This window comes from Microcoleus sp. B5-D4 (assembly GCF_036705145.1).
Classification (GTDB): domain Bacteria; phylum Cyanobacteriota; class Cyanobacteriia; order Cyanobacteriales; family Microcoleaceae; genus Microcoleus.
The window spans coordinates 53,320-76,174 of record NZ_JAUBTV010000003.1 but is presented as its reverse complement, the minus strand read 5'-3'; the positions used below and the strand labels follow the sequence as shown (position 1 = coordinate 76,174).

Here is a 22,855-nt window from a genome sequence, read left to right as displayed (position 1 = left end):
CTCCAAGGATTATTAGAAGCCGGGTTTAAGAAACCGGGTGTTTCCCAAAAACCCGGTTCCTCATGAAAAATTCGGTTTCTGCACAAGTCCTATTTTACGTTACTCTCAAGTGAAGAATTTTTAATTAGCGATCGCCCTCAAATTTAGTATCTATTATTGGCTGCTGTTTTATGAAAATCAAGAAAAAACAATTAAACCAATCGAATGTTATTTTTTCCCTAGCAATGCTCGGTGTCTTCCTCTTTTCCTTAAGTCTACGCTTTTGGGAACTAGAGCGATTTAACACTTTAGTATTTGACGAGGTTTATTACGCTAAATTTGCCAACGATTATCTCACCAAAACTCCGTTTTTCAACGCTCACCCGCCTCTAAGCCAGTACATAATTGCGATCGGAATTGCGATCGGCACTCACCTTCCCTTCGGCAAAACAGCCGTCAACAGTATGGCTGGCTCCCTGCTTTCCCCTTGGGATTACCGCTGGCTGAATGCTCTCACAGGTTCCTTTATTCCCCTAGTTGTGGGAGCACTAGCTTATCAGCTAGTTCCCCGCCGCACCTTTGCTTTTCTTGCTGCTTTATTGATTGCCTGCGACGGTTTGTTTTTAGTTGAGTCTCGCTACGCGCTGAACAACATTTATCTAGTTTTGTTTGGAATTTTAGGTCAGTTATTTATTTTAAAATCCGTAGAAGCAGAAGGCAAAAAGCGCTGGCTTTGGCTGGTTATTGCCGGAATAGGTTTCGGCGCATCTGCGGCTATCAAATGGAACGGATTATGGTTTCTTTTCGGTACTTATCTAATTTTAATCTGTGCTTGGACAGTTCGTTTTATCCAGGGTAACAGAGGAAATGAAGAACAAAGCCGCGAGGTAGATTCACCTCTAATTCCTGCCGAAAGTCCCGTACAAAAACTGACTAAACTCAATTTTATAGAACTCTGCTTAAGTCTAGCTATTATTCCTATTTTAGTTTATAGCATCTCTTGGATTCCTCACCTGCACTTTAATCCAACTCCCAATTTCTGGCAGATGCAAACGGAAATTTTGACTTATCACCAGCGGATTAAAAGCGGGCCTGATGTACATCCTTACTGTTCCACGTGGTACAGTTGGCCTTTGATGCTGCGCCCCATAGTTTACTTCTACAAAACTGCTAGCAGCAATGCCCAACCAGATCCGGTTTTGCCACCTTTACCTGAAGGTGCAACTCAGGCAATTTTTGACGTTCACGCAATGGGAAATCCCTTTCTTTGGTGGCTGTCAACCTTAGCTTTACTGCTAGTAATAGGAGTTTTAGTTCACCGGATTTTGGTGTGGCTGCAAACGCGCAGCGAGGCTTCTGTTGACACGATAGAACAGCAGCGGCCGATTTTGTTTCCGCCGACTGCTGAAATGTGGCTGGGGTTATATTTAATAGTTAATTGGGCCGCTAATTTGCTGCCTTGGGTGAAGGTGACTCGCTGCATATTTTTGTACCATTATATGGGCTGTTCTGTGTTTGCAGCTTTAGCACTTGCTTGGTGGGTTGACAGGTGGCTGCACAGCCCTCAAACTCGACTCCGAGGAATGGGGGTAACAATTATTTTTCTGGTTTTGGGTGCTTTTATTTTCTGGATGCCTATCTATTTGGGACTGCCTTTGTCGCAAATGGAATGGAAAATTAGGATGTGGCTGCCATCTTGGGTTTAAGTTAGAAATAATTCCTTTGTGAACGGGCAAGATGCCCGTTCCACAAGAAAATTAAGTTTTGTGGAACAGGCATCTTGCCTGTTCCTAACAAAGGTGCAAGATGCCCGTTCCACAAGAAAATTAAGTTTTGTGGAACAGGCATCTTGCCTGTTCCTAACCAAGGTACAAGATGTAAGTTATAACATTTATGACAAAGGTGAGTTAGCGAAAGCAAGCATTATTTTTGATAGAGTGCTCGATAAACTGGTTCACCCCGTTTCAGAGTAGCAATTTCTCTTTCAGTAGCCACAGGTAGGGGATTTTCGGCTAACCATTCGCCCCCATTTTGACGTTTAAAACTAGGGTGAGATGAAAAGCGATCGCACATTTCCCTTTCTACTTCCTCAATATCAGATTGAATGAAAACTTCACCGCCAACTGCGAGATAAGTTGCCAATTCATTCACTAATTCCTGCTGCACCACGCGCCGTTTGTGGTGCTTTTTCTTGAACCACGGATCGGGAAATTGAATGCTAACTTGCTGCAAAGTGCCAGCGGGAAAAGTTTCTAAAATGGGCTTCAGGGAACTATTCGCATTGCAAAACAAATAATGCAAATTTGTCAAGCCTTTTTCGTCCCGCCAAAGATTCGCCTCCTCTACTAGAGGTTCCCGAATTTCTAATCCTAAAAAATTCCAGTCTGTTTGGATTTGCGCCATGTGCCACAAAAACCGTCCTCTGCCGCAGCCAATATCTAAATGCAGCGGTAAATTTAAGTCGGCATAGATTTTAGTCCAATCCGGGGGACTTGCAGATGCTTGATATCTAATTGATAGGGGATTGACGTGTTCCCGCACTCTTACTCTTGCCAATTTTGCTGTCTCCTGAATGTATTTTTTAACCGCTGAGGAAGGCTGATTAACGTGGATTAACGCAGATAAATATTGATTTTTGCGATGTTGTTCAATACTTTTTAATTAATGAGCAATCTTAAATTGCAAAGGGACAATTTTAAATTGCTCATTATTGCACTAGGCCTCTGGTTCCATGCCTGCTGCTCTTAATTGTGCAGCTAGTCGATCGGCCCGCTGCCGTTCCCTTTCTACCATTTCTGCTCCCCACAATAACATCTCTCCGCTCTCATCCCACCACCGCAACCAATATCCGGTTCTTTCGGCCTTGGTTCCCTGCCAAACACCCAAAAATAACCCCACTCCTCCAATCCAATAACGATTGTTTGAATCCGGCTGCTGTACTTGATATCTTCCTGATGAATTCAACTGATAGACTTCGATAACTCCGGCGGCTGGTTCAAAAAGTGCATAGCTTGGCACTCGCAATACTTGCTCGTAAAAAAACCATTTTCCCGGCGGATAAGTTGGTTTTATCGAATATTCATCGTTGGGACTAGCTGACAAAAATTCCATCACAATCGCCGGGACTTCTCCTTCTAAGTTGGGGGTGTAACTGCGGCGAATTTCTGGACTAGAAAGCGGCTGGACGTTGCGGGCATAAAACCAATCTGGAGCTTTGATAACTAGCTTGCCGTTTAATGTAGCGCAAATTCCCATGTTTGGGGCAACTAATATTCCTGTTAAAATTAGCCCTGCGATTTCTAGGATTTCGCGCAAGGCGGCGGCTAGCAAGGGTTGGTCGATATTTTCCACAGGTTCCTCGTCTAAAATGAAGTCGTCTGGCAATTTTTCCCAGGTAATTTTTAATTCGGCTGTACTGATTGTCATTGTATTTCACCTCTAAATGAGATTACTGGAGTGCAGTTTGCAATACTTCGCGGTGAAAGAGCGATCGCCCTACAATAAATTTTATCCTTTCTGGCGATAATGCGTCGCCGTTGGCATAGTGTTCGATCCAGGTTTTGCTGATTAAATAAGGATCGTCTGGCAATTCTGATAATAAGTATCCCGGCATTTCTAGCTCTTCCATTAACTGGCTGACTTTCGGATCGTAGCTGAGGGCAAAACAGCGGCATTCTTCCGATGCTGCCATAATTAAACTGTGGTAGCGCATCCCGATCGCCATTTCGACTCCCCGGAATACTCCTTTCAATTTTCTCGGATCGTCTAAACTGAGGATGCGGCTCCTTTTTGGCAGGGCTTCGTGCAAATGTTGGGCAATTTCTAAGTCGTGAGACGCTTGAAAAGGCAGCAGCAAAATTAAGGTGCGAGTTGCTTTTTGAAAGTCAACTAAAGCTTGAGTTAAGATTGACAAACGCGCGGGAGTTAGTGTATAATGAGAACGCAAACAAACAGCAACTCTGGGCGCAGGTAAATCCCACAAACCCGACACGGGAGAATTCTCCAAAGCCCACACAGGATCGGGCGCTAAAGTAAAGGGAATTTGCCAATCCGCAAGTAAAGTAGCTGAACCTTTATCCCGCACGCTGACGGCGGTGCATCCAGCAAAACAGCGCTGAGATAACTTGCGAGTCATTTCGCGCTTCAAAGGCCCAATTCCCTGGGCCCAGGCAACAGTTTTTAAGCCCATCCGCTGCGCTAACCCCATCAAACCCCCATAATAGAAAGGGCTCGCAATGCTAGTAGCGTCTTGGATTAAACTACCGCCGCCCCAGATTAGGGCGTCGGAGGTGCGGAGTGCTTCGAGAACTTGGAACGCATTCATGCGATCGCGCGCAGCTACCCCGTACCGCTGATTTGTCTCGACAGGATTGCCAGACAGGACGATCGGCGTCACGCCATCTGGTAACATTTGCAGTAGCGATGCCAACAGCGCCTCGTCGCCGCCGTTGCCTTTACCGTAATAGCCGCACAAAATTGCTCGCATTTCTACTCTTTTCTTTGTTTGTGATGGAGGATCTAACTATTTTAGATTTTAGATTTTAGATTCTTTTGATATTTGAGATTTGATTTTACTACCAAAAAAATGCTACTGTCAGCAAGCTTCAAGGCTTTACGTCATCAGTCAGCTCAAATCGCAAATCTAATAAAATCTCGAATCGCTAATCTAAAATTGTATGACCAGCCCAAAAACAGGTACAAGCCCCGACTTAAGTCGTGGATGCTCCTAAAATTTTAGACCAAAGCTCAAGCTCCAAGATTCATCTGTGGAGTAAATCTAAAATCTAAAATCTAAAATCTAAAATCGACTGACTCATCATACTTTATATGACAGTTGCGTAAGTCCCGATCGATAAATCTTTCATCTTCGTTCACAATACAAAAAATGCACGCTTTGTCAATTCCCACCTGGATTATTCACGTCTCTAGCGTCGTCGAGTGGATTGCCGCCATCTGGTTAATTTGGACTTACGGCGAAGTCACTCAAAACCGAGCTTGGTGGGCCCTTTCCGCCGGAATGCTGCCCGCTCTTGTCAGCGCTATGTGTGCCTGTACGTGGCACTATTTTGACAACTCCCCAGCCCTAGAATGGATCGTTACCCTGCAAGCGGCGATGACTCTCTTCGGCAATTTTACTTTGTGGGCGGCGGCTTGGTGGATTTGGCGATCGGCTCAGCCAGCAGAGAAAATTAAAGATTAAAAAAAGGGAGAAACTAATTGAAAAATAGCACTATTTGCGTAAAATTGGCGGCCAGTTTGCTTTTGTTGACAGCCGGGTTTTTGCTTCCCAGCAAAGCCAGCAACATTCCCGTACAAGTCGCCCAACAACCTAACTGCAAAAATCCTCAAACCACGCTAGATTTGACACTCAAGCGGGCTGAAGCCGCTGACATTCTGCTGACAGAATAACTTGATTATTACTAAAGTCTGATTCTCGCTACGGTAGCCAAACACCGTCTACTCAGTCGGTCAAGTTTTACACCTAACTTACTGGCTACTTTTCTTTGAATATTGGCGGCACCGTGAAGATCCGCGTTAACTACAGTCCCGTCAGCAGAACGATACAATCCACGTTTAATTCGCCTTCCAGATGCTTTCCACCCAAGCGGTTTTTCACCGTATCTGGGTAGGGAATCTCCATCAAGAAAGCTAGCCTTGGAACTGTATGCTTCTTCTGTTTCAGTGAACCTAATGCCGTGCAAATTACCAAGTTGCTTTAAGCGCTCTTTTAATTTACCTAAAGGCATCTGAACAAACTTTTGATTGCTCAGTTGGCCCATATCAACATTGTATTTAAACCCTTGGTTCCATCCAATTACTAGATTACCAATACCGTGTTTCAAACAATGATCAACGATTAACTTTGCAACTTTGTTGACACCATCGCGCATTTGATGATTGCGCTTGCGGGTTGCGCGGTCTAACCAGCTATCCCAATAGCCTGTGGGCTTCCCTTCTTTCCTGGTTGCTACTTTTTTGTTCCAGAGTTGATTCATCGCCTTCATAGCGCGAGCGTCAATCAAGAAAGAATTTCCCAGCGTGTCAACACAAGCTGCCAAATTGTCGGCAGTCCCCAAATCAATTGATAATGCTTGACTACGATCTAAATCATGCTGCTGGCATTCTACTTCGTAAGACACTTCCAAGTAGAAAGCACCGTTTTTCTGGAGAATCGTGAACTCTTTAACCTTTGAGCAATCAATGTTTGACGGCATAGGTAGAAGAAATTCTGAAATCCCAAACCAGCGCCGAATTGTTAAGCCCAAAGAAAATCGCAACTGATTACCGACAATGGCTGGCTTTAATCCTCCAGAATTTGGGTAAGCTACTTTAAACAGTTTAGACCCCGTTAGGTAGTTCGGCGGTTTAGGTTTAAAGTGTAAATTACCTTGAAGGTACAAGTTTTTCAATTCCTTGAAGCTTTTAAATGCCTCCGTCACTGACATCAGAGTTTGCTGCATGGGTGTTGAAGGCAACGACTTAGCAACCATCGACTTAGAAATTGACGGTTCCAAAGACAAGTCAAATTTTCCTGTCAGCAGTTTTCCAGTTTTAAAAAATGTCTGGCGAGCGAAATATACGGCGCTATTGTATAGCTTTCCAGACTGCCGACAGAGATACTGCAACACGGCTTCAACTTCTTTGGTGGGAGACAGCAATACCTGCTGCACTCCCATTGTTTTTTTGATTCTAGCCACCTCTTTTTCCTGAAAATAAATTGATTTATGTAGTTTAGGGGATTATAGTGGACAAGTCAACTCATAACAACAAAACTTTATGTTGCCCCTTCCAGAATATCAAACCCACAACCACGTCAAGTTCCTGCTCAACTACCATTTCGTGTTCATCCCCAAGCGACGAAAAAAAGTTCTAGTCGGTAACGTAGCAACTAGACTTCGATAAATATTCTTAGCACTCGCAATTGAGAAAAATTGGGATATTCTAGCTTTGGAAGTGGCACCAGATCACGTACACCTATTTGTAGCGGTTAAGCCGATGGACACCCCTGCGCTAGTAATTAAGGCATTCAAAGGACGTTCTAGCCATCATTTGAGAGCTGAATTTCCAGAATTAAAAAAACTGCCGTCTTTATGGACGAGCAGCTATTTTGTTAGTACCGCAGGCAATATTAGCAGTGAAGTTGTTAAGAAATATATAGAAGATCCACACCATTCTGCTAACTAAGAAAGACACTCTTGACTGAAGTCCCCCGAGCCGCTTCCCACGAGCGGGCTAAAGCCACGCTCGTTTCCCGCATCCCCTATGAATTTTTATGAATGTCTGTTCCAGTCAAGAGTTTGAGGTGCCAGACAAAAAGCTCAATCAAGTCTATCACCAACTGCAAGCAAAAATCAGCAGTAGACAAAAGCAGAGATTGGTAAGGATTCCAGGGTAAACGCATCTAAATTAATTTGACAAAAGCCTGAATTTGTGCATTACTAAATAACTTAAAACACCTTCTTAAAATCATTAATTTTAACCCCACTTAAGCAGATTACATCAGAACCTTAAGATTTTCTAAACTTCTTAAAGCCGGATAATCTTTCTTCTTAGATAGGTATTAGATTTCGAGCATTAACTGGCCGAGTTTAAAATTTTAACTAAATAATTATTGTCCATTGCCGCTCGATATCGCTTCATTTTTATACTTTGTGCCGGAAGTTTTTTCTTGTTTCAGTAAATTTATTGCTAGCCGACGTAGAAGTGCAAAATTTTCGGGAGAGTTCTGTTTCCGAATCCGGCTTTCATCTTCACAAAATGTAACATCAAGCGTCCAATGTAAGCTATTTTTAATGCCCCAATGACTGCGGATCGCCCCAGCAATTCTCTCAGCATTACTGCTTAAACTACTAAGCGTAAAAACGAGCTTCCGTGGTGGTTTTATTCCACAATCGTCGTTCACTAAGTATCATCACAACTGTTTTTAATCCCGTCCATAATTCTTGATTATGCAGAGGGGGTAACTCGGATACATCCACAGTCCAGACTTGTCTTTTTTCCACTCGATGATGTCCGGATTCTACTCGTTCATAATAATCATACTTTTTGTCTAAATAATCGGCTTTTTTAGCTACTTCAAACCACTCTTTTACGGCTTTATAGAGTAGTTTTTGATTGCCTTTTAAGGCTAAAACATAATCTCCTTTTTTCTTGATAATCAGAGATGTTATGTCTTTTTGACATCCCATAGCATCGATGGTTATTACACTTCCAGCAATTTATAACATTTCTATTAATGCCGGAATTGCTGTCAGCTCGTTAGAGTTTTTATCGACTTTTTTTTGCCCTAAAACTAATTGATGAGATGAAGACCAAGCAGTAACTATATATAGCGCTTTTCGCTGGTCATTTCGGTCATAAGATTGTTTCATCGTTTTGCCATCAATGGCAATCACGTTTAGTTCTAATTCCCCGACTATCGCATTTACCCAACTCAAAAAACATTCTTTAAACTGTTGTGGTTCAATTCGGGCAAATACCCGACTAAATGTGTCATGAGATGGTATACCATTCGGTAATTCTAGAAAGCTTTTCAACCATTCATGTTTGGCGTTACCATAGGCTTCTATTGCCACCCATCCGTCGGCACCGCTGAGGACAGCTAGAATCGCAATCGATCTAATATCTTTAAGTAAGTGTTCTTTACTTCTTTCTCTTCTTGGGTCTTTCAAGTTGGCAAAATGCTCTAAAAAACTGGTATTTAAAAGATTCATGGAAGGCAATGAATCTTTTTGTTTTTGTTGCGAAGTTACAGCTTTACTAAAACCTCTTGCCATTGATAGCACCAATAAACTACCATAAACTACATTGAAATTTAGTCGGATTTAACTGTAGCATATTTTGGGTTCAAGTTAAGATGCGTTTACCCTGGATCGACAGGTTTAAATGCTTGCCATAACAAAGGCAGAGAAACCCAGTGAGGTGGATATTTGAAACGGGCAACATCCAGCAGAAGAACTAGATCCCGCTGTGGATGATAGCCACCAATTGGTGAAAAGTGACCATCACCCGTTTGTCGCAATACCTTTCGGCTATAGGAAACAACTAGATGAATATCACCTGACGCCGTAGTCACCTTTTCAACTGCTTGCCGAAAGTTTTCCAAGCTGCTTTGGTGGTAACGGTTAGGTTTTACAACAGCACCGTTGCAACGTGCTATACAGACAAACTCATCAAAGGTGATACCGTTTTCTTTAATGACTGAAAGAGGTAAGCAACAGTCTAAAAATTCCTCTCCATACCATCTCCACACCCCTTTCCAAATGCGGCCCGGATCGATGGATAAGGCATTAAGAACAACAACTAAACTACCCAATCCACAAAAAGCGGGTTCTGCTTGAGTATGAAACTGTTCCGCTAGAGCAAAATACCCTTCCATACCTCCCAATGCCAACGCTTCTCGAAATATTTGCTTTCCCTCTACCGAGGAAAAGGCAATAGCAGAATCGGGAAGTGAACGACGATAAAACCCTTGAGCAGACATTGAGTGTTTTAACCCTGATTGCTTATGGTGCTAATAAATATTATGCAAGATCGTCACCTTGATAATGATGAATGCACTTATTTACTATTTTTTTCAATTTTAGCAATAAAAGGCTCCGAAGGTTTGACTTTCGGGGTGCAGACTTAAACAACGTGACCATTGTTATTAGATAACATTCACCCAAAAATCTGCCGTCACAACTTCACCATTGCGCTGGAACTGCCCCCAAAGTTTGTACATTCCTGGTTGCGGAAACCGAGTCATAAAATGAATTTTCCCAGGAGGGGTTCCTTTCAGGGCATGAGCATGAATGTAATTCGCTTCTGTGAGAACCGGAGATTGACGTAAAATGACCAAATGCCCTGCTTCTCCTAAGTAAGGTTGTAAATCGGTTACAGGCTGATTATTCGTAGTATCTTCTAGGTGAAACATGACTGTTACTTCCTCACCTGCCTTGACTTTTGTATCAGAAGAGAGGATTAAGTCAACTTTAGTATGGGCTAATGTTTTGGTGTGACTCAGGTTTATTTCTGAGGGAGATAGAGTATTTCCCGGAACCTGAACTTTAAGCACAGAAATTTGTTCGGACTTTCCTGACGGTTTGTAGTCACTGAAAAAGGTATAATTTCCGGCTTTGGGAAACTGAGCTTTAATTTCAAAGCGCCCATTATTTTTGTAGTTTGGGTGAAGATGAGAGAAAAAGTGAAGGTCATCACTCACCATAATTAAGTGCATGAGTTTTTCTTGAAATATGTCAAAATTTTTAATTGCCTTACCCGTTGAGTCTTGAATGTTAATTGTTAGAGGCACATCAGTATTGGGAGCAATATTTCCTGGGGTGGTAAGTTCTGCTTTGGCAAATAAACTCTGGTTTATATGACTGGCGTGATTTATTGAATGTGCATCATGTCGGTGATTTGTGTCTTTCATTTCATGTTCTTCTTGGTGATTAGTTACAGCCTCTACTGCTGTTGGACTGGTTTTAGTAGATAACGAGCAACTTTGGGCAATTAAGAAAGTAGTTACAACAGCAATCGCAGTGTTGAAAGTGTTAAAACGGTTCATTCGACTTCCTCCTAAAAACTGGCTAAACAAGTAAGGTAACTGTACTAACGAATGTCAAATATCACTAATTGAACTTCAACTAAAAATATCTTAAATTCTCCATTCAACTGGAGAGTCAAGAGGTAAATTATAAAAATCCCAAAATTTTTTATCGCAGAAGGTGAAGAGCAAGCCCAACAATGGTTTCAGCAATTAATGATAACCTAATTACCTAGACCCGATAAAAGCTATCTCATTTTTTTGGTTAAAAACAGTCTGTCAACTTCTATAACCTCCGTTGACAGACTGCTTAAAATAATTCAATTGTCGAAGAGTCTAATGTTTTTGAATCAGAGGACAAATGATGGAATCAACCTTTTCTAGTAAGCTGGGCGAACCTGAAAGTAATCCTTCCAACTCTAGTTTGAGGATAAGTAGTTGCTGAATTTGTAGATCGATACCGATCAGTTTATCTTGCAACTGGACTTTGATGTGTTCACAAGGCAACTCTCCCCCATCGTGAACCGTCAATAATTCTTGAATCTCGGCTAAAGTTAATCCCAAAGTTTGGGCGCGTTTAATAAAGCTTAGCCGATTCAAAATATCAGAATTAAATAATCTATATTTCCCTTCGGTTCTGCCTGATGCCTTGATTAAACCGAGTTCCTCATAGTAGCGAATGGTTTTGATCGGTACGCCGCTTTCCTTCGCAACTAAACCAATGAGTTTTTGCTTTTCTTGGACTAACATACTGATTTCCTCTACTGAATCCAACTCTCAGCTTATGATAAACTATCCAGTGGGATGGAGAGTCAAGAGGGGCTAGACATTTTTTTGAATGACTGAGTGGCGATCGCCTGAATGTCTCGACTTTCGGTAGCAGTAGGCGTTCGGACAAGCCATTCGAGCGATCGCCCTTGGTTGATGGTCAGTTATTTAAGGCTTGAGCAGCCATGTCATCCGGGTCAGAGACATTAGCGGCTTGCACTTCTATGATACCGCGAAACATATTCATGCCACAACTAAAAGTGTGTTCTCCCACCTCTTCGGGAGTCAATTCAATGGTTGTTACTTGATTCAAAGACAAATCGGTAGCAATGTTAAAATCGGGAATCAGCACTCTCGCTAAACAACCACTGGAAGTTTCGCGTAAAAAGTGGAGTTGAACGGGTTTACCTGCTTTAACTACCAGATGATTAGGCGTGTAGCCTTTGTTAACAACGATAGTTACTTTCTGGATTCCCTGGTCAACAGGTGGATTGATTTGCATCGCTTCAGGTTCGATTTTTGTTTCATGCGGATGTGTTGACAGGGATGAATTGAACTGCGATTCTGTTAGTGTTTGAGGCTCATTTAACCCCGTTGATTCAAGTTGTTGGTCTTCGGCGATAATTTCGCCTCGAAACATATTCATGCCACAGCTAAAGACATAACTGCCAGCTTTTTTAGGTGTGAATTCAACAGAGGTTACTTGATTCAGATGCAAATCGGCTGCAATATGAAAATCGGGAATTAAGACTTGTTCCAAACAACTGCTAGGATCTTGGCGGTGAAAGTTAAGACGCACGGGTTGTCCCGCTTGCACCACAAGGCGGCTGGGTTCATAGCCACCATCAACGGTGATGGTTACTTCTTGAATTCCTCCACTGGCTGTAACTGCTTTCTGAGATTTGGGTTTGCTAAGGAGAAACCACCAAAGTTCTAAACTAATTAATCCGATTCCAGCCAGAGTAACTAAAATCTTGTTACTTAAGGGTTGTTCAATGCGCTGAAACTGACTTTTTTGCTGTGTTTGAGTTGGGTGTGTTTCATGGGTATTTTGCGCTATTCCTTCACCAGATAACATTCCTACTACAACACCGAGACTAGCAATAGTACCGATAATTCTTGTTCTGCCGATCATTGGAAAACCTCCTAATAAATACAAAAGATTATGGGAGTAACAGCGGGTTTTGAACAAAGATATTTAGTAAATTTCCTTCGTGATTGACTAAACCCGCGCTATCGTTCGATGTTTCATTCATCAGAGTGCAAAAATAGGCTAGGTTAACACTCCAAAAATTGAACCGGAAATTACCCCAAGCAGAAATCCAAATCCTGCTAATGTTCCTAGAAATGTCAGTTGGTTGTTCATCATTATTTCCTCTTAAGCAAGAATCAAATTAGCTAACAGTTTTTGGGCTAAAGTTACGGAGACGCAACGCATTTGTTACTACAGAAACGGAACTAAAAGCCATTGCTGCTCCGGCAATAATTGGACTGAGAAGCCATCCAAACACCGGGAAAAGAATTCCGGCAGCGATGGGAATGCCGGCCACATTGTAAACAAAGGCAAAAAACAGATTTTGTTTGATGTTTTGCATCGTAGCGCGAGACAGTTGAATGGCAGTAACAATGCCTTGTAAGTCACCAGAAATTAGAGTGATATCGCTAGCTGCGATCGCGACATCTGTTCCTGTGCCAATTGCCATGCCTACGTCAGCTTGAGCAAGTGCAGGTGCATCATTGATTCCATCCCCCACCATTGCGACAATTTTTCCCTCTGCCTGAAGATTTTCGATTTGAGCGGCTTTTTGATCGGGACGAACTTCTGCAATAACTCGTTTGATGCCGACTTCCCGCGCTATGACTTCCGCCGTGCGACGGTTATCACCTGTTAGCATTACCACTTCTAACCCCATCTTTTGTAAAGTGCGAATTGCATTAGCAGAAGAGGGTTTGACTGCATCCGAGATAGCGATAATTCCTTCTATGTTGCCATCAATTGCCAGCCAAACTACGGTTTTACCGAGATATTCCAAGCGCTCCCAATCTTGTTGTAAAGCTTTGGTATCAATTCCCAATTCTGTCATCCAACGATGCGTACCAATTTGTACCCATTGATGGGAAACATAGGCTTGTACACCACTACCTGCGATCGCCTCAAATTCCTGAGCCTCTGTTACCTCAACGCCTTGAGATTTAGCATATTGCACAACGGCTTCGGCTAAAGGATGTTCAGAATTTCGCTCAACTGATGCGGCTAACTGCAAAAGTTTTAACTCATTGCTGTGGGCTGTACCATTGACTGTTAAAAAATGGGTAACAGTTGGCTTTCCTTGGGTAATAGTGCCTGTTTTGTCAAGAACGATAGCCTGCAATTTATGGGCTAATTCCAAGCTTTCTGCACCTTTAATTAAAATGCCATTTTCTGCTCCTTTACCAGTACCCACCATGATAGAAGTTGGTGTTGCTAAACCCAACGCACAAGGACAAGCGATAATCAAGACACCGACGGTGGTAATTAACGCCATCGTGGCATTACCCATGAGGTTGTACCAGAGGATAAAGGTGGCGATCGCAATGGTAACGACCACAGGCACAAACCATCCGGTCACTTGATCTGCTAATCGTTGAATCGGTGCTTTAGAGCCTTGTGCTTGCTGGACTAACTGCACAATTTGTGCTAAAAACGTGTCTTTACCAACTCGCGTGGCCCGGAATTTAAAGCTACCTGTTTTATTAATAGTAGCTCCAATCACTTCATCACCGACTTGCTTTTTCACAGGTAAACTTTCGCCTGTCACCATTGCTTCATCTATCGTTGAGGAGCCATCAACAATCTCGCCGTCTACCGGGATTTTTTCACCAGGACGCACCAAGATTATTTCCTCTAAAATAACTTCAGAGATGGGAATATCTATCTCTTGGTCGTTGCGAATTACACGGGCAGTTTTTGCTTGTAATCCCATCAGTTTACGCATCGCCTCTGAGGTTTGTCCTTTAGCGCGATTCTCTAGTAGCCGTCCCAACAAAATCAGGGTAATAATCACCGCCGATGCTTCGTAATAAACATCGGCTGTTAACCGCTGAGTGGTAAAAAATGTCGGAAATAGGGTGGCAAAGATGGAGTAGAAATATGCAGCACCCGTACCCACTGTGACTAAAGTATCCATCGTGGCTGCATGACGCTTGAGAGCTTTCCAAGCATTAATATAAAAGGCACGACCACACCAAAGTTGCACGGGTGAGGTTAATATTAATTGCAGCCAGGAATTGTGCAACCATGTCGGGATGAAAGGAATTGATAATCCTGTCATCATTGGCAGAGAACCAATTAATAGAATGGCGCTGACTATGCCACCAAACCAAAGTTTTTGGAGTAACTGTTGAGTTTCTGCAAGTCTTTCCTGCTGTTCGGCATCATTATTTGTAGATAAATCTTCTGCTTTCAGCGGTTTAGCAACATATCCGGCTGCATCAACTGCATCCTGAATGATACCTAAATTGGTTTGTTGCGGGTCATAGATGACTGTCGCTTGTTCAGTGCCAAAGTTGACGTTACAGGCCTCCACACCCGGAACAGAACTAATTGCATCTTCGATTGTATTGGCACAGGAGGCACAACTCATGCCCCGCAGTTTCAGAGTGGCGTTTTCCATACAAAACCTCCTTATTTTTCATCCTTAAAATGGGTCTGAGAAATCTTTAGTGACAGGTAACGGAATAACCTGCCGCTGTAATTTCCTCTGTAATGGTGGCTTCAGATGCTTGAGTTTAGATATTGACCAGTTTGGTCTTGGGATGTCTCTGAACATTTGCGGCGGCATCTACTGTGTTGATGGCTTTGGTAATGGTTTCACCGCAAGCTGAACACGCCATGTTAGAGACTTTTAGCTGTAGTGTTGTGGTTGTATTTCTCCTTTCCTTTGAGGGGTTAATCCTATCTTGCAGTATCCAGTCCACTGGAGTGTCAAGGGGGAATGAAAAGAAATTTTTGAGAACCTCTAAAAAGGAGAAGTCAACACCCAGGACACCATGATCCGCTGTCTCTTGAATCCCTAGGGCGTGTTTTCAAAGCCGTTGTATCCTAGATTGGGACGATCGCACGCAGGGAGTCATGCTTCCCTTCAATCAAGCTGAAGTGTGCACCCGTCCCTCCTAGGGCTTAATTCAGGAGTCAATCTACGATCGTCGATTCATGGAAAGGGCGATCGGGCTGGCAGTTATGCGATATTTCTGACGGTTTAGAAAATACTCTTTTGTTGTTGCAACACGGCTGGCGAGGGAAGGCGAGACATCAAGCTGATGAAACAAGTCGGCAATTTGCCACAGATTGAGTGTGATGCAGGTCTACTCAATCAAGCTTTTCTGAATATTATCAATCACACGACCGATGCTTTAAAAGAGTCAGCTCAACAGTTGTAAGAGTTGCAATCAATCAAATTTAAACTGGTGATTTGGGTGGGAACTCAGGTGGTTGATACTCAGGGGATTTATATTGAGGTGGCTGATAACGACAGGGCAATTAGCAAAGATATCACAGCGCCAGTTTCGGCTCCCTTGTTGGTTGCCAGAACCAGCCATGTCGTCAATAATTCCTCTCAGCTATCGGATAATTGTAGAGCAGAAAAAAGGAGAGATAAAGTGTTTTTAGCAACCTGGTAAAGGTACTAAATTTCGGATAGAGCTTCCGCTGCGGCACAGTTAATTAATAGTATTTACCGTTGGGTGGGGGCGGGTTTTTGAGATGGTTGGTTTTAGACGGGGATTGTTTGTGAACCCGCCCCTACAGGGACTGCAAAATATTGGAAGAATGTAAAAATTTGTATATGAACTGACCGAAGTTCAGGAAAATAGACGATAGTTGATATGCAAGAGATTTTAAGCGTCCGCGAAAACAAATTTTAATCAGGTAATAAAATGGTAGTAGCAGCACCTGTTCAATCCGGCAGTCAGTCGATTTTTCAAACTCGCTACGACAACTTTATCGGCGGCAAGTGGGTGCCACCGGTGAAAGGGAAATACTCGGAAAACCTGTCTCCAATTACAGGCAAATCAATTTGTCAAATCCCCCGATCGAGCGCCGAGGATGTAGAATTGGCACTAGATGCCGCCCACGCCGCGAAAGACAAGTGGGGTAAGACTTCCCCAGCCGATAGGGCGCGGGTTTTACACAAAATAGCCGATCGCATCGAAGAAAACCTCGATCGCCTCGCCATCGCCGAAACCTGGGACAACGGTAAACCAATTCGCGAAACCCGCCTCGCAGACATACCACTGGCGATCGACCATTTCCGCTACTTCGCAAGCTGCATCCGAGCTCAAGAAGGCTCGATCGGCGAACTCGACGGAACAACAGTCGCCTACCACTTCCACGAACCCCTAGGCGTCATCGGACAAATCATCCCGTGGAACTTCCCGATATTAATGGCTGCCTGGAAACTCGCCCCAGCCCTCGCCGCCGGCAACTGCGTCGTGCTCAAACCAGCAGGCCCCACCCCCGCCTCAATCTTGGTACTGATGGAAATCATCGCCGACTTAGTACCAGACGGCGTAATCAACGTCATTAACGGGCCCGGCGCCGAAATCGGCAAAACCCTCGCCACCAGTCCCCGGATTGCCAAAGTCGCCTTCACCGGCGAAACCACCACCGGCAGGCTAATCATGCAATACGCCTCCCAAAACGTCATCCCCGTCACCCTAGAATTAGGCGGCAAATCCCCCAACATTTTTTTTGAAGATATCTGCGCCCAAGACGACGAATTCCTCGACAAAGCAGTCGAAGGATTAGTCATGTTTGCCTTTAATCAGGGCGAAGTGTGCACCTGTCCCTCCCGCGCCTTAATTCAGGAGTCAATCTACGATCGATTCATGGAAAGGGCGATCGATCGCATCCGTCAAATCAAACAAGACAACCCCTTAGATCCGACAACCGCCCTCGGCGCCCAAGTCTCCGTCAACCAGATGGAAAAAATCGCCGAATACGTCAAAATCGGTCACGCCGAAGGCGCAGAATGCCTGATTGGTGGCGAAAGAAACATCTTATCCGGCGACTTGCAAGACGGCTATTATTTCCAGCCGACAGTCTTCAAAGGAAACAACAAAATGCGAATTTTCCAAGAAGAAATCTTCGGCCCCGTATTAGCAGTCACCACCTTCAAAGACGAAGCCGAAGCATTAGAAATTGCCAACGACACTCTCTACGGTTTAGGTGCCGGAGTTTGGACTCGCGACATCAACACCGCCTACCGCATGGGCCGCGCCGTTCAAGCAGGCCGCGTGTGGACAAACTGCTATCACCTATATCCGGCCCACGCAGCATTCGGCGGCTACAAATCATCTGGAATCGGTCGCGAAAATCACAAAATGATGTTAGATCACTACCAGCAAACCAAGAATTTGTTGGTCAGCTACAGCCCCAAAGCTTTAGGTTTTTTCTAAGGTTTTAGTCATTGGGAAGGAAGAAAGAAAAAAGACACACTTCAAGGATTCGTCAACTCCTTCTTTCTCTCTTTCCTCTCTTTCTCTGCGTCCTCTGCGCCCTCTGCGGTTCATTAAAAAAATCTCATTCATAAACTAAATAAAATTGCTACACAAACAGACTGCAATGGAAACTGCAAAAGTCACCGCAACAGAAGCCGCTTTAAAATTAATCAATCATCTCAAAACTCAACACGGAGAATTGATGTTTCACCAATCCGGCGGCTGCTGCGACGGTAGTTCCCCCATGTGCTTTCCCGATGGCGAATTGATAATCGGTGATGGTGACGTATTGCTGGGCGAAATAGGCGGTTGTCCCTTTTATATTGCAGCGCAGCAATACAAATATTGGCAGCACACGCAGTTAATTATAGACGTGGCATCGGGGCCAGGAGGCAGCGATTTTTCCCTGGAAGGGCAGGATGGAGAGCGTTTTATTACTCGTTCTCGCTTGTTTGTTAAGGCTGATTAACTCTGTTTATCCTTAACTTGCCTCCAGTTTCTCTAAAAACATGAATTTGCTTAAGCCTGCAACCCGGTTTCTTTCAGGGGAGCGAAAAAACCTATTTTATTTAAGTTTTTATCTAAGTTTCTCGCGTGGGCTAACGATGACCAATTTTCTGACGAGGGCCAAAGCATCTTATTTTAGAATACTTACTGGACAAAAGTTTCAGCCATTATTTGAGTTTAGTTGCCAAAAATCAAACCCTTGTTGAATCAGCAAAATTGCCAGATAAGCTCCTGATGTTCCTGCGCCGATAATACCTATCCTGCTTTGGGACGAAACCATTTGTGCTTCTCCTGATTTAAGATTGCCGATCGCTTCTCAAGCACTATTGTAATTAAGGAAAATCTAATTTGCGCGATCGCTCAATTGCGGATTGAGATTTTGCTGATAATAGCGACAGCTTGAAACCTGCTGCTATTATCAGTATCTGACCTGATGCAGGATTAATTATTAAGGGGCGACTTCAAAATTCACGAACTCAAAACTTAAGACTACTTTAAGCTTGAGTATTTTTAATTAAAGCCAATTCTATTTTGTCACCAGCCTTTTGAGTCACTTGTGCGCGCAAACCTGGCCCAAAAAAAGTAGCTATTTTGTCTTGCTTTTCTTCCCATAAGTCGATCGGCATTAGCGGTGAATAAAACTCTAAAATTAACCCATAAGCACCATCAACATCAACTTCCCGCAACCCTTGCAGAAGCGGCCGTTCCTCGTCTGTCGGGGCCAGGCCCAAGCGCTCCAAAGCATCATCTAAGTGCGCGGGTTGGCCGTAGCGAAATCGAGTGATATCTTTGCGGACTTGGTTTTGAGTATCTGTGGCCTGACTTTCTCGCAAGAGGAGAACTTCAGCAGAGGTAGGTTCGGTGAACTCCACTGGTTCGAGTTCGGCGGCTTTGAGAGCCAAACCTCCCAGCAACAGCGGAATTCCATAAAAAAACCCGGCTAGGTTCAGGGTAGGTCTGTCTGTGAAGTAGGCTCCAAACCCGACTGCTGCTATAATACCGCCAACAACTAAGGCTAGGTTTGCTAAAGAAATTTTACGTAACATATTAGTGAGGTAAGTAGTCGGACAGAAATAATATACTTTAATTATTATCTGTCAAAAAGTCTTGAATAAATTTAGTTTTTTTGCCAAAAGACCTGCAAAAACTGCTAGCATCTATGAGCGCGGGAGCGGTGTGCATCCACAGTCTTGTCTCTAGCTTCAGAAGCTTATCCAGCCGGACTCGTCCGGGCGCGCCATCGGTAAATATCCGTGTTAATTGCGGGGCTTTGGTTCCAGAAGGCAATCGAGATCGGCAGTATCATCAAAGTATACAGAGTGGCGATCGCGATCGACACTCTTGCCCTTTCAACCATTTTTCGGACATGATTAAAGACGAAGACAAACAAACTGCTGGAGCAAACAAGGCGGTTCTGGAGCAGATTAACTCGCTCAAGCGCGAAGATGAAAGGCTTTATAATATCTTAGCGATCGATGTCTGGGCCCTAGCCAAGACAATGGATGAATATCAACCGGGATTTTGGGCTGCTTTTATGAAAAACCGGGAGAAGGCCCTGAAGCGATTTTTAGCTGGAATGATTAAAAATAAACCCGCAGATACCAAACGTCCGCCTTTTTTGCGCTAAAATGTGGCTGAAGTTGGGCTGCACTTTTGATGTACAATCAAACTATAACACAGACCCAAAAACCCTGAGCAGGTTCATCACTTCCCATATATAAACAGTGAAGGATTTGCCCAAAAAGGTATGTCGGTGAATTAAGAATCCCCGTCTGTTCGCAGGGGGGAATGTCAAATATTTTTGTTAATAGTAGCAAAGGAAAAAAACAATGGATGCACAAACAATCAAAGAGCGCGTAGCACAGATCGAGAGCAAGCGGGAATCCCTCGTGCGGCTGTTAGATCGATCGGACTTGGGAGCCATGAGAATAGATGTGAGTCAGGCGATCGAAGAAATTGACGATCTCTTAGAAGAATTCAAGCGTACTTTTAACAGTTAAGTAGTCAGTAGTCAGTAGTCAGTAGTCAGTAGTCAGTAGTCAGTAGTCAGTAGTCAGTAGTCATTAGTCAGTAGTCATTAGTCAGTAGTCATTAGTCATTAGTCATTAGTCATTAGTCAGTAGTTGTCATTAGTTGTCGCGCATTTAATTTGGATAGTTATGTTACTAAAAATCTTGTGGGGTGGGCCGGAGAACCCGCCCAAAAAGTTAAAATTAAATGCAGTACAGCTTAATAGCTAACAAGAACCGACCACTGCTAACTGCAAATTTGACAACTGACAACTGACAACTGACAACTGACAACTAATGACTAATGACTAATGACTAATGACTAATGACTAATGATTAATTCAAAACCATATCCATCAAAATTTGCTGAGAGCTCACCTCCGGGCAATTAGCAGGCGGCCGCCGCTGAGAGTAGTGTCCGGAGGGCTGCAAATCCCAAGCTTGGCGGTTGTCAGCCAGCATTACACCCAAAATTTCTTGCAATTCCTTAGCAATTGTCGGGTCTTCCACTTGAACTATGGCCTCAACCCGTCTTGTGAGATTGCGCTGCATCCAGTCAGCAGAACCAATATACACCTCTTCGTCGCCACCGTTGAAAAAATAAAACATCCGAGAATGCTCTAAAAAGCGGCCGATAATACTGATAACTCTGATATTTTCGCTAACACCCTCAACGCCGGGACGCAAACAGCAAATCCCCCGAATAATCAAATCAATTTTAACTCCCGCTTGCGAAGCTTCGTACAAAGCAACAATGATTTGAGGGTCAACTAAAGCATTCATTTTAGCGACAATGCGGCCACAGCTACCGGTGCCACCTTCAGCCTGCAAGCGGCAGAATTCTGCCTCGCGGCGGATTAAAGCTAAAAATCGATCGCGCATATTGACCGGTGCCACCAATAATTTGCGATAAGATACCTGTCGCGAATAACCCGTCAAATAATTAAACAAATCCGTCAAATCCGATCCCAAATCCTCGCGACAACTCAACAAACCCACATCCGTATAGAGTCCGGCTGTTTTGGGATTGTAATTGCCGGTGCCGATGTGGACATAGCGGCGGATGTAATCGTCCTCGCGACGCACTACCATCACAATTTTGGTGTGGGTTTTGAGTCCCACCAAACCGTAAACTACGTGGACTCCCGCTTGTTCTAACTTGCGAGCCCAATTAATATTATTTTCTTCGTCGAACCTAGCTTTGAGCTCTACTAAAACGGCTACCTGCTTGCCGTTTTCTGCTGCTTCAATTAAGGCGCTGACGATCGGCGAATCTCCAGAAGTGCGGTATAAAGTCATCTTAATCGCTAACACGGAGCGATCGTGCGCCGCCTCAGTAATAAACCGCTGTACCGTCGCCGCAAACGAGTGATAAGGATGGTGTAGCATCAAATCCCCCTGGCGGATGGCGGTGAAAATATCCTCGCCCTCCTCAGCATCCAACCTCGATTTGTCTAAAATCCTTGCCGATTCCCAGTTCCGCAAGCGTGGTGGCACAACCGGAGTCCAAGGCGGGTCTTTCAGTTCCGGCACCGGCAGCCCCACAAAAGACATCAAATCCTTGAGGCCTAGCAGCCCCTCTACGACGTAAACATCTTGCTCACCGAGCTCCAGCTCCTCCATCAGCATATCTCGCAGCGCAGGGGGCATAATCGCTTGAATTTCCATCCGCACCGCAGAACCTCCAAACCGGCGCTTGCGGAGTTCTTGTTCTATTGCCAGCAGCAAATCCTCCGCCTCATCTTCCTCCACCGTCAAATCGGAATTGCGAGTAATGCGGAACGGGTGATATTCCTCAACGTCCATCCCCGGAAACAAAGCTTCTAAATTGTGGGCAATCACCTGTTCTAGGGGCACGCCAGTCCAAACCGGAGATTTGCCCCTCTGCTGCCACTGCAAATCCCCCGGTAGCGGCACAAACCTCGGTAAAACCTGCGGTACTTTGACGCGGGCAAACAATTCTTCCCGCGTGTCGGGGTCCCTGACTACTACTGCTAAATTGAGGCTGAGGTTTGAAAGGTAGGGGAATGGGTGGCTGGGGTCAACTGCTAGGGGAGTGAGTACGGGAAATACTTGTTCTTTGAAGTAGCGGTGCAAGTAATTGCGCTGTTCTTGATTGAGGTCAATGTAGTCGAGAATGTAGATTTCGCTTGCTGCTAGTTTCGGCCGCAGGGTTTGCTCAAAATACGAGTGCTGCTGAGTAACCATCGGCAAAAGCCGCTTGTTCAAGGCATCTAGCTGTTGTTGGGGAGTGCGGCCGTCGGAGGTTAATTTGCTGACTTTTGCGTGTACTTGTTGTTTGAGGGCGCCGACGCGCACCATAAAATATTCGTCTAGGTTGGAGCTAAAAATAGCGAGAAATTTGAGCCTTTCTAGGAGGGGCGTGCGGGGGTCGAGGGCTTCGTGGAGCACGCGGTTGTTGAATTCTAGCCAGCTTTGTTCTCGGTTGAAGTAGTATTGGGGGTCGCTGAGGTTGATTTCAGTGTAGGTTTTGGCGGGGGTCTTTTTTGGCTTGGGCATGGTTTGAGGGAGTCTTTGGGAGGCTCGGTGATGGCATCTCTAGAAATAGTATTGTAGGTTAAAGGAT

21 protein-coding genes and 2 pseudogenes are annotated in these 22,855 nt (G+C 44.2%); 10 read left to right on the top strand and 13 right to left on the bottom strand.

Annotated features, from left to right (window positions below; translation table 11 throughout):
- Window positions 1-170: 170 nt before the first annotated feature.
- The gene (locus QUB10_RS02320) at window positions 171-1,685 is read left to right on the top strand and encodes a phospholipid carrier-dependent glycosyltransferase (RefSeq protein WP_333199152.1); all 1,515 of its coding nucleotides are present in this window, start codon (window positions 171-173) and stop codon (window positions 1,683-1,685) included.
- Window position 1,686: 1 nt separating this feature from the next.
- Here QUB10_RS02320 and QUB10_RS02315 read toward each other — a convergent pair whose 3' ends face one another.
- The 4 genes from QUB10_RS02315 to csaB all read right to left on the bottom strand — a co-directional run bounded on the left by QUB10_RS02315 (window position 1,687) and on the right by csaB (window position 4,465).
- Window positions 1,687-1,827 carry a hypothetical protein gene (locus tag QUB10_RS02315; protein ID WP_333199151.1) on the bottom strand — a complete coding sequence of 47 codons (141 nt, stop codon included), beginning with the start codon at window positions 1,825-1,827 and terminating at the stop codon, window positions 1,687-1,689.
- A gap of 75 nt (window positions 1,828-1,902) precedes the next feature.
- On the bottom strand, window positions 1,903-2,535 hold the full coding sequence (trmB, locus tag QUB10_RS02310; RefSeq protein ID WP_333199149.1) for a tRNA (guanosine(46)-N7)-methyltransferase TrmB: 633 nt from the start codon (window positions 2,533-2,535) through the stop codon (window positions 1,903-1,905).
- Between the two features lie 159 nt (window positions 2,536-2,694).
- Window positions 2,695-3,405 carry a Uma2 family endonuclease gene (locus QUB10_RS02305; RefSeq protein ID WP_333199147.1) on the bottom strand — a complete coding sequence of 237 codons (711 nt, stop codon included), beginning with the start codon at window positions 3,403-3,405 and terminating at the stop codon, window positions 2,695-2,697.
- Between the two features lie 22 nt (window positions 3,406-3,427).
- Entirely contained in the window at window positions 3,428-4,465 is a 1,038-nt protein-coding gene (gene csaB / locus QUB10_RS02300) for a polysaccharide pyruvyl transferase CsaB (protein WP_333199144.1), read from the bottom strand.
- A 399-nt stretch (window positions 4,466-4,864) separates the two neighbouring features.
- Between csaB and QUB10_RS02295 the strand changes: the two genes are divergently transcribed.
- Both QUB10_RS02295 and QUB10_RS02290 read left to right on the top strand, forming a co-directional pair.
- Window positions 4,865-5,179, top strand: a complete 315-nt coding sequence (locus tag QUB10_RS02295; protein ID WP_242715849.1) for a DUF2499 domain-containing protein — start codon at window positions 4,865-4,867, stop codon at window positions 5,177-5,179.
- A 17-nt stretch (window positions 5,180-5,196) separates the two neighbouring features.
- On the top strand, window positions 5,197-5,388 hold the full coding sequence (locus QUB10_RS02290; RefSeq protein ID WP_333199142.1) for a hypothetical protein: 192 nt from the start codon (window positions 5,197-5,199) through the stop codon (window positions 5,386-5,388).
- Between the two features lie 11 nt (window positions 5,389-5,399).
- On the opposite strand, the gene QUB10_RS02285 is transcribed toward QUB10_RS02290, so the two are convergent.
- Entirely contained in the window at window positions 5,400-6,677 is a 1,278-nt protein-coding gene (locus QUB10_RS02285; RefSeq protein ID WP_333199139.1) for a transposase, read from the bottom strand.
- 79 nt (window positions 6,678-6,756) lie between these two features.
- On the opposite strand from QUB10_RS02285, the pseudogene tnpA reads away from it, so the two are divergent.
- Both tnpA and QUB10_RS02275 read left to right on the top strand, forming a co-directional pair.
- A pseudogene (tnpA, locus tag QUB10_RS02280) lies at window positions 6,757-7,164 on the top strand (IS200/IS605 family transposase).
- Window positions 7,165-7,252: 88 nt separating this feature from the next.
- Complete coding sequence (locus QUB10_RS02275; RefSeq protein ID WP_333199136.1) at window positions 7,253-7,375, top strand: lysozyme inhibitor LprI family protein; 123 nt, start codon at window positions 7,253-7,255, stop codon at window positions 7,373-7,375.
- 179 nt (window positions 7,376-7,554) lie between these two features.
- Here the strand turns inward: QUB10_RS02275 and QUB10_RS02270 are convergent.
- From QUB10_RS02270 to QUB10_RS02245, 6 genes and pseudogenes are all read right to left on the bottom strand, one after another.
- Window positions 7,555-8,756: pseudogene (locus tag QUB10_RS02270) on the bottom strand (ISAs1 family transposase).
- Between the two features lie 86 nt (window positions 8,757-8,842).
- Window positions 8,843-9,463: a phytochelatin synthase family protein gene (locus QUB10_RS02265; RefSeq protein WP_333199133.1), complete on the bottom strand. Its 621-nt coding sequence runs from the start codon at window positions 9,461-9,463 to the stop codon at window positions 8,843-8,845.
- Between the two features lie 165 nt (window positions 9,464-9,628).
- Window positions 9,629-10,528 carry a hypothetical protein gene (locus tag QUB10_RS02260; protein ID WP_333199132.1) on the bottom strand — a complete coding sequence of 300 codons (900 nt, stop codon included), beginning with the start codon at window positions 10,526-10,528 and terminating at the stop codon, window positions 9,629-9,631.
- A gap of 315 nt (window positions 10,529-10,843) precedes the next feature.
- Complete coding sequence (locus QUB10_RS02255) at window positions 10,844-11,257, bottom strand: heavy metal-responsive transcriptional regulator (RefSeq protein WP_333199130.1); 414 nt, start codon at window positions 11,255-11,257, stop codon at window positions 10,844-10,846.
- 178 nt (window positions 11,258-11,435) lie between these two features.
- Window positions 11,436-12,410, bottom strand: a complete 975-nt coding sequence (locus QUB10_RS02250; RefSeq protein ID WP_333199128.1) for a cupredoxin domain-containing protein — start codon at window positions 12,408-12,410, stop codon at window positions 11,436-11,438.
- 259 nt (window positions 12,411-12,669) lie between these two features.
- Window positions 12,670-14,928 carry a heavy metal translocating P-type ATPase gene (locus QUB10_RS02245; RefSeq protein ID WP_333199126.1) on the bottom strand — a complete coding sequence of 753 codons (2,259 nt, stop codon included), beginning with the start codon at window positions 14,926-14,928 and terminating at the stop codon, window positions 12,670-12,672.
- Between the two features lie 769 nt (window positions 14,929-15,697).
- Between QUB10_RS02245 and QUB10_RS02235 the strand changes: the two genes are divergently transcribed.
- The 3 genes from QUB10_RS02235 (at window position 15,698) to QUB10_RS02225 (ending at window position 18,221) form a co-directional block, all read left to right on the top strand.
- Window positions 15,698-15,934 carry a hypothetical protein gene (locus QUB10_RS02235; RefSeq protein WP_333199124.1) on the top strand — a complete coding sequence of 79 codons (237 nt, stop codon included), beginning with the start codon at window positions 15,698-15,700 and terminating at the stop codon, window positions 15,932-15,934.
- A gap of 255 nt (window positions 15,935-16,189) precedes the next feature.
- Entirely contained in the window at window positions 16,190-17,710 is a 1,521-nt protein-coding gene (gene exaC, locus QUB10_RS02230) for an acetaldehyde dehydrogenase ExaC (protein WP_333199123.1), read from the top strand.
- A gap of 166 nt (window positions 17,711-17,876) precedes the next feature.
- Window positions 17,877-18,221 (top strand): DUF779 domain-containing protein, encoded by a 345-nt coding sequence (locus QUB10_RS02225; protein ID WP_333199121.1) that lies wholly within the window; start codon window positions 17,877-17,879, stop codon window positions 18,219-18,221.
- A gap of 532 nt (window positions 18,222-18,753) precedes the next feature.
- On the opposite strand, the gene QUB10_RS02220 is transcribed toward QUB10_RS02225, so the two are convergent.
- The gene (locus tag QUB10_RS02220) at window positions 18,754-19,305 is read right to left on the bottom strand and encodes a DUF2854 domain-containing protein (RefSeq protein ID WP_333199119.1); all 552 of its coding nucleotides are present in this window, start codon (window positions 19,303-19,305) and stop codon (window positions 18,754-18,756) included.
- An 80-nt stretch (window positions 19,306-19,385) separates the two neighbouring features.
- On the opposite strand from QUB10_RS02220, the gene QUB10_RS02215 reads away from it, so the two are divergent.
- On the top strand, window positions 19,386-19,886 hold the full coding sequence (locus tag QUB10_RS02215; protein ID WP_333154785.1) for a hypothetical protein: 501 nt from the start codon (window positions 19,386-19,388) through the stop codon (window positions 19,884-19,886).
- Between the two features lie 202 nt (window positions 19,887-20,088).
- Window positions 20,089-20,259, top strand: a complete 171-nt coding sequence (locus QUB10_RS02210) for a hypothetical protein (protein ID WP_333199116.1) — start codon at window positions 20,089-20,091, stop codon at window positions 20,257-20,259.
- Between the two features lie 345 nt (window positions 20,260-20,604).
- Here the strand turns inward: QUB10_RS02210 and ppk1 are convergent, their stop codons facing one another.
- Window positions 20,605-22,788: a polyphosphate kinase 1 gene (ppk1, locus tag QUB10_RS02205; protein ID WP_333199113.1), complete on the bottom strand. Its 2,184-nt coding sequence runs from the start codon at window positions 22,786-22,788 to the stop codon at window positions 20,605-20,607.
- Window positions 22,789-22,855 lie beyond the last annotated feature (67 nt).